Source organism: Shewanella abyssi (assembly GCF_023284025.1).
GTDB lineage: Bacteria > Pseudomonadota > Gammaproteobacteria > Enterobacterales > Shewanellaceae > Shewanella > Shewanella abyssi.
Window position 1 is genome coordinate 20,696 of record NZ_JAKIKR010000054.1, and the last position, 11,640, is coordinate 32,335.

Annotated in this window: 7 protein-coding genes and 1 tRNA gene; 5 read left to right on the top strand and 3 right to left on the bottom strand. The window is 43.2% G+C overall.

What is annotated here, in order from left to right; genetic code table 11:
• The first annotated feature begins 64 nt into the window (after positions 1-64).
• Complete coding sequence (locus tag L2755_RS18370) at positions 65-1,915, top strand: TonB-dependent receptor domain-containing protein (protein ID WP_248982135.1); 1,851 nt, start codon at positions 65-67, stop codon at positions 1,913-1,915.
• Between the two features lie 244 nt (positions 1,916-2,159).
• Here L2755_RS18370 and L2755_RS18375 read toward each other — a convergent pair.
• Positions 2,160-2,235 (bottom strand) — tRNA-Phe (locus L2755_RS18375).
• Between the two features lie 236 nt (positions 2,236-2,471).
• Here L2755_RS18375 and L2755_RS18380 point away from each other — a divergent pair.
• On the top strand, positions 2,472-4,649 hold the full coding sequence (locus L2755_RS18380; RefSeq protein WP_248982136.1) for an efflux RND transporter permease subunit: 2,178 nt from the start codon (positions 2,472-2,474) through the stop codon (positions 4,647-4,649).
• Positions 4,650-5,004: 355 nt separating this feature from the next.
• Here L2755_RS18380 and L2755_RS18385 read toward each other — a convergent pair whose 3' ends face one another.
• Positions 5,005-5,769, bottom strand: coding sequence for an outer membrane protein assembly factor BamD (locus L2755_RS18385; protein WP_248982141.1), 765 nt, complete (start codon positions 5,767-5,769; stop codon positions 5,005-5,007).
• A gap of 122 nt (positions 5,770-5,891) precedes the next feature.
• Between L2755_RS18385 and rluD the strand changes: the two genes are divergently transcribed.
• From rluD to clpB, 3 genes are all read left to right on the top strand, one after another.
• Positions 5,892-6,863: a 23S rRNA pseudouridine(1911/1915/1917) synthase RluD gene (gene rluD, locus L2755_RS18390; RefSeq protein WP_248982137.1), complete on the top strand. Its 972-nt coding sequence runs from the start codon at positions 5,892-5,894 to the stop codon at positions 6,861-6,863.
• Complete coding sequence (pgeF, locus tag L2755_RS18395) at positions 6,863-7,609, top strand: peptidoglycan editing factor PgeF (protein ID WP_248982138.1); 747 nt, start codon at positions 6,863-6,865, stop codon at positions 7,607-7,609. The genes rluD and pgeF overlap by 1 nt, the downstream gene beginning before the upstream one ends.
• Positions 7,610-7,815: 206 nt before the next feature.
• The gene (gene clpB / locus L2755_RS18400; RefSeq protein ID WP_248982139.1) at positions 7,816-10,389 is read left to right on the top strand and encodes an ATP-dependent chaperone ClpB; all 2,574 of its coding nucleotides are present in this window, start codon (positions 7,816-7,818) and stop codon (positions 10,387-10,389) included.
• A 209-nt stretch (positions 10,390-10,598) separates the two neighbouring features.
• Here clpB and L2755_RS18405 read toward each other — a convergent pair whose 3' ends face one another.
• On the bottom strand, positions 10,599-11,108 hold the full coding sequence (locus tag L2755_RS18405) for a DUF4124 domain-containing protein (protein ID WP_248982140.1): 510 nt from the start codon (positions 11,106-11,108) through the stop codon (positions 10,599-10,601).
• Positions 11,109-11,640 lie beyond the last annotated feature (532 nt).

An 11,640-nucleotide genomic window follows, 5' to 3' on the forward strand; every position in this document is an offset into this window, starting at 1 on the left:
AGCGCTTAATCCTTTGTCATTTCGTGACGCATTTGCCCCGTTTTCCTTTAGGAGTCAAGGGTAAATGGGTACAAAACCATCTAAAATTGCGTTGCTAATCAGCGGCGTATTCAGCTTAACTGCATTGCCAATAATAGCGGCAGAATCCAACCAATCAGTGACTATCGTTGAAACTATTACCGTTACTGGTACTCGTTTCGATCGAACTAGTGAGCAGCAGCTTACCGTTATAAACACCATTGAGCGTGAAGAGATTGAACGCCTTAATCCCAAATCAGTCGCAGATGTATTAGAAACACTGCCGGGTGTTAGCGTTGTGCGTAATGGTGGTGCAGGGCAAAATACTTCTATTAGCTTACGTGGTACAAATTCAAGCCACGTTTTAGTCATTATTGATGGTGTTAAGGTCGGTTCTGCGACATTGGGCAGCGTGAGTTTCAATAGCTTGTCTCCAGAAAGTATTGAGCGCATTGAAGTTTTGAAAGGTCCAAGAGCTTCAGTTTGGGGCAGTGATGCCATAGGCGGAGTTATCCAGATTTTTACTCGCCAACTTAAAAACGATGAATGGTATGTTGGTGCTGAATATGGCAGTAACGATTACATTCGTGGTTCTGCCGGTCTTGGTATGGAACATGGTGAGGGCAGCAGCACATTATCGGTGAACCGTGAGCAATCAAATGGCTATGATGTTTATCAAGGTGTGGACGCAGAGAATGATGATGACGGTTATAGTCGTACTTCGATAACGCTTAAAGGTTCACAGGCGCTGACGCAGCAATGGCAAGCATTGTGGAGTGGCCAATACGATAAGGGTAATACTCAGTACGATGACAAATATGGCAGTGGCGGGGCTGACGAGTCAGACTACGGCAACTATATTTGGAACTTAGGTGCACAATACAGCGGCGAAAAACTAACCAGTAAATTATCGGTTAATCAGTCTCGAGATTATAACGAGAATTTTCGTGGTGATAATAAAGATGTCGCTATTGCTGAGTTTGAAACCAAGCGCAAACAAGTCAATTGGAGCAATCAGTACTTTGTTACAGACGGCCTAAACCTCAATGGTGGACTAGATTGGTCAAATGAGGCGGTGCTTGGAGATTATGCTCAAGATGAAAGAGATACTTTTGGCGCGTATATATTGGTTGGTAAGCAGTGGCAGCAGTTACTTGCTGAAGTTGCGCTTCGCTATGATGATGTTGAAAATATCGACAGTGAAACCACTTATAATGTCAGTCTAGCGTATCAGTTTGATGAACAGTGGCGCTTATCAGCGACTACAGGTACCGCCTTTAAAGTGCCGACTTTTAATGACTTGTATTGGCCGGATTCTGGTAATCCAGATCTGCTATCTGAGACCTCTGAAAGCTATGATGTAACCTTGAATTATCAACGTAATGACGTTCAGGCTTATATTAGCTTATTCAAAAATGACATTGATAACCTGATTGCCTGGGCGCCTACAGGCAAGTTTGACGATAATGGTTGGGAGATCTGGAAGCCTGCCAATGTAAACAATGCAGAAATTTCAGGTGTTGAGTTCTTTACCAAGTTTGCATTATTGGGTTTAGAGCATCAACTTGCTTATACCTATTTAGATACTGAAGACAAAGCTACAGCAGAGCCGCTTATTGGTCGCAGTGAGAGCGAAGTTAACTATTCGTTGAGCTACCAATGGCAAGATTTTGACTTGCTAGCTAACTACCACTACCAAGGTAAGCGTTATGCTGGATACGAACAGTATTTAGATGCCTATCATCAGCTTGATTTCGCTGTGGGTTATGCGCTAACGGATAACTGGCAATTACGTTTAAAAGCCAATAATGTGCTTGATGAGGATATTGCCTCTGTGACTAACTACATTAGCCCGGGTCGAGAGTTATTCTTTAGCGTGAGTTATAGTGCGCTATAAATAGGCGATAGCCGAGGTATTGACTTAAATTATGTCAAAAAGCCAGTCTCAATGAGACTGGCTTTTTGTTTTCTATATTTGGTGTGAGCCATGAATTGTCAAATTATGCAGGTTAGATTGAACTGGAAAATGGCAGATACAAAAAAACCTCGCAAGGCGAGGTTTGATGTTGAGTGCTTAAGGTCTTAAGGTCTTAACTTGCCTTAGACTCTGGTTTAAATGTTGCTACACCTAAACTAAATATTGGTGCCCGAACCCGGAATCGAACCAGGGACACGAGGATTTTCAATCCTCTGCTCTACCGACTGAGCTATTCGGGCAACGGGCGCTATTAAAAGGCTTTTACCGATTTGAGTCAACCCATTTTTGCTAAATGAGGCTTTTTTTTGTTTGCACGTTGGATTATCCAGCGTTTAGCTGCAGAACTGAACAGTTAGCTGTAAATCGCAGCGAGTCGGGGAAGTATGATGGTTTGTTGTGATTTTGTGAATGTAATTGGGGTTTCAACGGTCTAGTATTTATAGACGATGGATAGTAATAGGTTAGGAGGATCTGCTTGGGATTGCATACTCGTACTGTTTGGGCTGTTCAGCGTCACCCATTAGGGCTGTTTGTCAGTATCATCTTTCTGAGCCTGCTCTCACTTCTTGGTCTGCATAGATTGAACCTTGATGTTAACTTTAGTGATTACTTCTCATCGACAGATCATCGGTTTGTCGCGTTTAAGCAGATGAATGATCGTTTTGAGCGCCATGACCAGCTATGGCTGCTGTTAGAAAGCGAGCAAGATTGGCGAGAAGAGGTGTTGTCACAGCCTCTTCAGGACTTTGTCGAGCAACTGCAAGCCAATCCTAACGTACTAAGTGTGCAGGGTTACAATCAATTTCTGCAAGGTGATGCGAGAACGGAGAAGATCCTTAACTATAAAAAGCATCCGCGGTTGGCGTCTGTTTTATCAGAAAATGGCCGAGCAATACTGTTACAGCTAAAACTAAACGAGGCTGAATCAAAAACCTTTGCTACGCGCAGTTTGTGGTTGATGAGCACCCTTGATGACATCGATGCCACTACAAATGCCTTTTGGCAGCCAATGAAGGTAAATAGCTACCTCAATGGTACACATGCATTAAATTGGCAGTACGCCAAAGTACTGCGCCATGACTTGCTCTGGTTTGCACCGTCATTATTGGGCATTATCTTTTTAATGGCGGCGATTTTTATTAGGCAGAAAGTGTGGATTGCTGCGTTATGCCTAAATACTGTTATCACGCTTATTTTGACTTTAGGCTTAGCGGCCTGGCTCAAGTTAACATTGGCTGCTATCAGCGCCTTTGTGCCGGTGATTATTGTGACTCTTGGGCTGGCGTATGCATCTCACCTCTATTTCGCTTGGGGGCGTGCCATCAACCTTGGCAAATCAAATCAACAAGCGCTTGAGCAAAGTGTGATCGTCAATCAAGCGCCACTGTTTTACTCGACCCTGACCACCATATTTGGATTTTGTTTATTAATGTTTAGTCCATCGCCGCCAATACAGAGCTTTGGTTTGTTGGTGGCATTTGCCGTTTTGTGTAACTACCTGTTAAGTCTGAGCACATTAATCTACTTTGCTGGTTTTTCTAAGCCAACTAAACAGACAGGGATGAACTTTGCTTTAGTGCTATCGCTAGCTCAAAATAATGTTAAAAGACCAAACTCAGTCATGCTCGGGATTGCATTGTTGAGTGTGCTTTCGCTAATGAGCGTATCAAAGTTAACCCTCAATGATGACCCTCTAGCTTACTTCGAATCTAATAACCCTTTCACACAGTCTAGTCAAAAAATGCGTCAGTACTTTGCCGGAATAAATCTGCAGCATTATGTTGTGAGCAGTAAATCGGGCGATCAGCTCGATAAAGTTGAATTGGCGTTTACCTATAAGTTCGCTCGTTTTTTAAAAGTACAATCTGAGATCAATAAGGTTCAGCACCTTGGCGATTGGGTTAAAAGTGCCGGTATTGGCCAGAATCAATTTAGGCGATTGTTATCCGAAAACTCAGTGGGAAAACTGCGCCTGCAAAGCGAGTTGGCAACGCCTAAGAATGCCAGCTTAGTCACCCTGTATCTGGTGCCTATGACAGCGATGGAGTTAGTGGCATTTGAAGTGAAAGTAAATACTTGGTTAGACAGCAACGCAGGAAGTGTCGATGTTAGTCCGCCTCTTGGGAGTAACCTACTGTTTGCTCACCTGAGTATTGATAACGCTAACAATATGCTGATGTCATTCGGGGTGGCGCTATTGGCATTAGCGGTTCTGTTAAGTATGTTGAAACGTTCATTCGTCTTTGGCTTGATGGGGTTATTACTTAACTTTTTACCCTTACTGTGGGTGTTCGCTTTATGGCAACTTAATGGTGGTTTTATCAGTCTTGGTACTGCAGTTGTATTGGGGATGATGTTGGGTGTTATTGTTGATGATACTTTGCATTTGATGCTTAAATTACCCGACAAGGATTGCGATGACGCTAACACGGTTGCGATGTGGGATGCATTAAGCAAGGTTCTACCCGTGATTACATTTACTACGCTGACCATCGCCTTAGGTTTTTCTATTGGATTGATGTCTGATTTTGCGCCCATCTCTCAATTAAGCTTACTCTCTTGTTTAGTGGTGTTATTTGCTTGGGGCTTTGATGTGTTGATGTTGCCTGTGCTTTATCGGCGCTGGGTATTAGGGAAAAAGCATGCAGACTAAGATACTTACCCGCTGATTTCCGCTTAAGTCCGTTACAGGGCTCAAACAGCCTGACTGCAAATGGTCACATAGATAAATTGTTAGCCGATGCGCTCGGTATTGAAGCTAGTCGTGTTATTAATGATGTTAAATTACAGGGCAACTTGGGCTCGGCGGTAAATTGGCTCAGCCTGTCTAAGCTGATCAATTCAGGGGTATTGGTAACGGGTGATAAAGTGATGATATTCGTTGCCGAGGCAACGAAATACTTATACGTGGATTTGTTTAGCAAAATTAGTCAAACTAATTTAAAAAAAATAAAGGCCTCTTTTGAGGCCTTTATTTTCTATAACGAGTGATAAAAAACTGTTATTTATTACTGTTTCGCGACTAACTTATTGCTTGGGAAGTTAGCTTGCATGACCATAAGTGCATGCTCTTTAAGCTTATCTTGCCCTAATTCACCGTATGCTTCAGACATAATCTCTAACGCTCTTTCGGTTGACGGTGTACCAGGGTATCCTTCCATAACTAGCTGGGCACGGATAGCCGCTGCACTCCATGCATTCATTTTTATGTAGTATTCAGCTACCTTGATCGAGTAAAGTGCCAGTCTATTTTTTAAGTGTTGCATGCGTTTTTGCGCATCTGCTGCATAGTTACTGTTTGGATAAGACTTAAGCAGTCTGTCAAAATCCTTAAATGCATCCTGTGCAGCTTTTGGATCTCGATCAGATCTATCGATATTTAACATGTCGTGGAAAAGGTAACGATCAGACTGCATATTGACAAGACCGCGCATATAATAAACGTAATCAATGTCTTTATGTGTTGGGTTTAATCTAATAAAACGGTCGATGTTAGCGATGCCTGAAGCTGGATCATCAAGCTTGTAGTAAGCAAATATTAAATCGAGTTGGACTTGTGTTTTATGAGGTCCAAATGGAAAACGGGAATCCAAAGCTTCTAAAGAACGAACTGCTTTGCTGTAATTCCCCAGCTCCATAGAGGTTCTTGCTTGAGAATAAAGCACTTCAGGTGAACTTTTGATCATTGCAGGGTCTTCGCCCTGTTTACTACTACAGGCCGTAACAGCAAGCGAAATTAGGACTACAGCAACACTTTTGGCAAATTTATGCATACTTGAATTCGATTCTTTTAAAGTTATAGTTATGAATTTTTCCATTTTACGATAAAATAGAAACAATCCGATTGTAACAGATAGTAAACATTTTTGGACCCCGAAACGTGGGTACGGTTCATATGACTCAAGAGATTAAACTAAAAAGCGAGATAACATCAATACAATCAGGGCAAAGATTAGACCAGACTCTGGCTGATTTGTTCCCTGATTACTCGCGAACACGCATTAAAGAGTGGATTCTGTCCGGTGCAGTCAGCATTGATGGCACTGTTACTGATAAACCCAGAGTGAAAGTTCTGGAAGGTCAGGACATCGTCGTAGAAGCGACGCTGGAAGAGGAAACATCCGCAAAAGCTCAAGCTATCGACCTTGATATTATTTATGAAGATGATCATATTTTGGTTATCAATAAGCAAGCAGGTCTAGTAGTACATCCTGGAGCAGGTAATCAAGACGGTACGTTAATGAATGCATTATTGCATCATTGTCCAGGTATCGAATTGGTACCACGTGCAGGTATTGTTCATCGTTTGGATAAAGACACCACCGGTTTAATGGTTGTGGCTAAAACGGTTGAAGCGCAAACTCATTTGGTGACTGCACTGCAGGCACGTGAGATCACGCGTGAATACGAAGCGATTGTTCAAGGTACCATTATTGCTGGCGGTACCATCGATGAGCCTATCGATCGTCACCCAACCAAACGCACACATATGGCTGTAGTGCATAATGGCAAGCCTGCGATGACGCATTACCGCGTAGCTGAAAAGTTCAGACTGCATACGCGTTTACGTCTTCGTCTAGAATCTGGTCGTACGCACCAAATTCGTGTACATATGGCTTACATGGGCCATGTGTTGGTCGGTGATCCTGTTTATGCTGGTCGACCGCGTCCTCCAAAAGGGGCCGCACCTGAGTTTTTCGAAACTTATATGGCTTTCAGACGACAAGCATTGCATGCGATTCGACTTGAACTAGCACATCCTTTCACTTGTGAAGTGATGAGCTGGCGCGCGCCAGTGCCTGAAGACATGGTGACGCTGACACGAGCTCTGCGCCAAGATACTATCGATAATCCACCTGTTATTTAATGACAGATGTTTTCGATGAGAAACAAGCTTGGTTTATTCCTTCGGGGGTAAACTTAGCTTTTTCGACTCGACAAGGTGGGGAAAGTTCACCGCCTTTTGATAGCCTAAACCTCGGTGCGCATGTTGGTGATAATATCACTAATGTCAACAGCAACCGGCAAACCATTCTACAACGTCTAAACCTTCCTGTTGCACCTGCTTGGCTAGAACAAACTCACAGTATTAACGTTGTTAATGCCGATAACAGTCAAGTCCATCATGCTGATGCAAGCTATTGTAATAATAGCAACCAAGTGTGTGTGGTGATGACTGCAGACTGCCTGCCTATCTTACTGTGCGATAAAAATGGCACAGAAGTCGCAGCAGTGCATGCTGGCTGGCGAGGATTGTGCGACGGTATTATTGAAGCTGCAATCAACAAATTTAGCCATTCCCCACAAGATCTGATTGCTTACTTAGGTCCCGCTATTGGACCTAGCGCTTTTGAAGTTGGCTTTGAAGTCAAACAACAATTCGAAGCACAGCACTCTGAGGCTCAATATTGTTTTGTACCAACGAGTGAACATCTTAGTGATAAATATTTGGCCGATCTTCATGGTCTGGCAAAACTCAGATTAACCAAGGCGGGTGTAAACACCATCTTTGCTGATAAGCGTTGTACGCTAACCGATCGTGAACTGTTTTTTTCCTATCGCCGAGATGGTGTTACAGGCAGAATGGCATCATTTATTTGGCTTGAAGCGTAAACCCTGACTTGAAATTGCTCGTTTAGCCCCCATCTTTTAGTTATCAGATGCTTTACTGTCTTGTAGAGAAAATCAATATATCTTGTTTGTATCAAAGCGTGAATGGAGTCAGCCTTTCTATTCAGAGTTTCGAGCTCGATGCACTCCATGCATGTCCCTGTTACAAACCTAACGCTGGATCCAAGTAATAAGTTATCGGAGGAATGATGCGACTCGATCGTATGACCAATAAATTCCAAATGGCTATCTCGGATGCTCAATCATTGGCATTGGGTCGAGATCACCAATTTATAGAACCTGCCCACTTGATGATGGCACTGTTGAATCAAGACGGTGGGTCAATTCACACCCTTCTGACCCAAGCGGGCATTCAAGTGAGTACTCTGCGCTCGTTATTGAGCCAAGAGTTAGAGCAAAGAGCACAAGTAGAGGGGATGGGCGGAGATGTACAGTTATCTCAAGCACTGATCCGTTTACTCAATTTGTGCGACAAGCTCGCACAAAAACGTAAAGACAAATTTATTTCAAGTGAGTTGTTTGTTTTAGCCGCGCTAGAAGGCAGTGATGCTTTGGCGCAAGCGCTAAAGAAGTCTGGTGCAACCAAGGCGTTAATGGAGTCGACCATCGAACAGATGCGTAATGGCCAAAAGGTTGATGATCCAAATGCCGAAGATCAACGCCAAGCGCTGAAAAAGTTCACTGTCGATCTTACTGAACGAGCAGAGCAGGGCAAGTTAGACCCTGTTATTGGTCGCGATGACGAAATTCGCCGCACTATTCAAGTATTGCAGCGTCGTAGCAAGAATAATCCGGTACTGATTGGTGAGCCAGGTGTCGGTAAAACAGCCATTGTTGAAGGGTTAGCGCAGCGGATCATTAACAATGAAGTCCCTGAAGGGATCAAAAATAAGCGAGTTCTATCTTTGGATATGGGCGCTTTGATTGCTGGTGCTAAGTATCGTGGTGAATTTGAAGAGCGTTTAAAAGCGGTTCTTAATGAGCTTTCTCAAGAAGACGGCCAAGTGATCCTCTTTATTGATGAGCTGCACACCATGGTAGGCGCCGGTAAAGGCGATGGTGCAATGGATGCGGGTAATATGCTTAAACCTGCATTGGCTCGTGGCGATCTGCATTGTGTCGGTGCGACAACATTAGATGAGTATCGGCAGTATATTGAAAAGGATGCGGCGTTAGAGCGTCGTTTCCAAAAGGTGCTGGTGGATGAGCCTAATGTTGAAGATACCATTGCTATTTTACGCGGTCTTAAAGAGCGCTATGAGCTGCATCATCATGTTGAAATTACCGATCCTGCTATAGTTGCGGCGGCCACTATGTCTAATCGCTATATTTCTGACCGTAAATTGCCCGATAAAGCGATCGATCTAATTGATGAAGCAGCATCGAGCATCAGAATCCAGATGGACTCAAAGCCTGAATCGCTCGATAGGCTTGAGCGCCGTGCTATTCAGTTAAAGCTGGAAGAACAAGCGGTGCGCAAAGAGGAAGATGAAGCCAGTTTACGTCGTTTAGAGGTTCTGCGAACCGAGCTAAAAGAGGTTGAAGCTAAAGCGGCTGAGCTAAATGAAATTTGGCACACTGAAAAAGCAGCGCTCGCAGGAACTCAGCATATCAAGGCTGATTTAGAGCAGGCGCGGATGGATTTAGAGGTTGCTAGGCGTGCAGGTGACTTAACCCGGATGTCAGAGTTACAGTATGGGCGTATCCCAGCGTTAGAAAAACAGCTCGACTTAGCGGCGCAAGCTGAAATGCAAGATATGACCTTGCTACGTAATAAGGTCACTGACGTTGAAATCGCCGAAGTGTTATCTAAAGCGACCGGGATCCCAGTGTCAAAAATGCTTGAAGGAGAGCGGGAAAAGTTATTGCAGATGGAGGATGCATTACATGAACGTGTGATCGGTCAGAATGAAGCGGTTGATTCAGTATCCAATGCGATTCGTCGCAGCCGAGCTGGGCTATCTGATCCCAGCCGTCCAATCGGTTCTTTTCTATTCTTAGGTCCGACGGGTGTGGGTAAAACAGAACTTTGTAAGTCACTGGCCAAGTTTCTATTTGATACTGAATCAGCACTGGTACGAATTGATATGTCTGAGTTTATGGAAAAGCACTCGGTATCGCGTTTGGTGGGAGCGCCTCCAGGATATGTCGGTTATGAAGAGGGTGGCTATTTAACTGAAGCGGTAAGACGTAAACCTTATTCAGTGATACTGCTTGATGAGGTTGAAAAGGCACATCCCGATGTGTTTAATATCTTATTGCAGGTATTAGATGATGGTCGTTTAACGGATGGCCAAGGTCGCACCGTTGATTTTCGTAATACTGTGGTGATTATGACATCAAACCTCGGTTCTGATGTTATTCAAGCAGGCTTCGGCTCGCAAAGCTACGAAGAGATGAAGTCCAATGTGATGCAGGTGGTGACGCAGCACTTTAGACCCGAATTCTTAAATCGTGTTGACGAATCCGTGGTTTTCCACCCGCTGGATAAAAACAATATTGCCCATATTGCCACGATTCAAATTGAGGCTCTGCAACTTAGGTTGTCAGAGAAAAACTATGAACTGGATATCAGTGATGAAGCATTAGCTGTTATCGTAGATGCTGGCTACGATCCTATTTATGGGGCAAGGCCGTTAAAAAGAGCCCTACAGCAAGAAGTTGAAAACCCACTAGCGCAAAAGATCTTAGGTGGACAACTACAGCCAGGAATACCGATACAAGTATCGGTTTCTGAGGGACGACTCTGCTTTACCCAGTAATACTGTGGTCATTTTACTCAAGACGTTTTATTGCGGTATCAACTAGGGTTGATGCCGCTTTTTAATGTATAGCCATCTACTACTTATCTACCTATCAACAGTCACACCCATAATATCTGTAGTGTTAAGCCTACTTGGTAGAGTGACTTTCGCTTCATCATTATCGATATGTTTGTACTATCCAATTATTCGACAATACTCAATATTAATTACTTTTCGCAAAATAAAGAGATCCGTTCTTTTTGTTCGGCAATAGTCGCTTGTCGCTGCTCCTCGGTCATTGCTACCGTTTTGCCAGTTTCTTTACTCTTTCTATTAAGTTTTGAATGGCTCGTTAACACATTCAGGCTGTGCCTAGCACTTTCACAAATTGATTTTGCTTGTGCCTTGTCTGAATGTTTTATTGCGAGAGCCGCTCGTTCTAGCTCTGTCGAGGCTTTTGCCATTTTAGGGGAGCTGGTCGGCGATACACTGCCTATTTTTTTAGGCTTTATGTCTTCGCTATACATTTTTTCAGCGCTCTGTTGCTCTGGAGGCTCCTGACTAAAGTGAGTTACGCCATACTCATCAACCCATGTATAGATTTCGCTAGCATATATATGACTGCTAAACAGACTCGCTATCAGTAACAAGCTACTGAGTATTATCCAAAGTGATTGAGTGGATATAAACTGAGTATTTTTATATTCCGTGAGGTCATTAGTTGGATCAAATACCATTATTCACCTTCCATAGTTATATCTATGATTAGTTTTGACGACGAAACGAGTGTTCCTCATGCTAGCGTGAACACTATATTAATAGCAACAGATCTCATATAGCTGAAAACAAAGCATCTAAGCAACAGTCTTCTTTAAAATGACCTATCAAGAGATAAATCAACCAGAGTGTTAAGTCTGTGTATTAGTGTAAAGTGCCATTTTAGACATGTTTTGGATGATATACGTACTTTTTGGATGGATTTTACGCGAACAGTACAGATATTCTATTTTTATTAAGAAACCCTCTTGTGCTCTATCAGGATTTCCCTATAATGCGCATCCACTGACACGGCACAGCAGGCCAACTAACTTACCGCAAGGTTAGATAGTACGGGACTTGCAGCGGTGTTAGAGAGTTAAATTTCTCACGAGATTTGATTCAGGTGACAAGCGCTTTAAGGGCTTCGGGTTTTGCTTCTTTTCACGAGAGTGATTAAGAAATCATCGCTTGAAAAACTTATTAAAATAAGCCCTTGACGCCGACACTGGA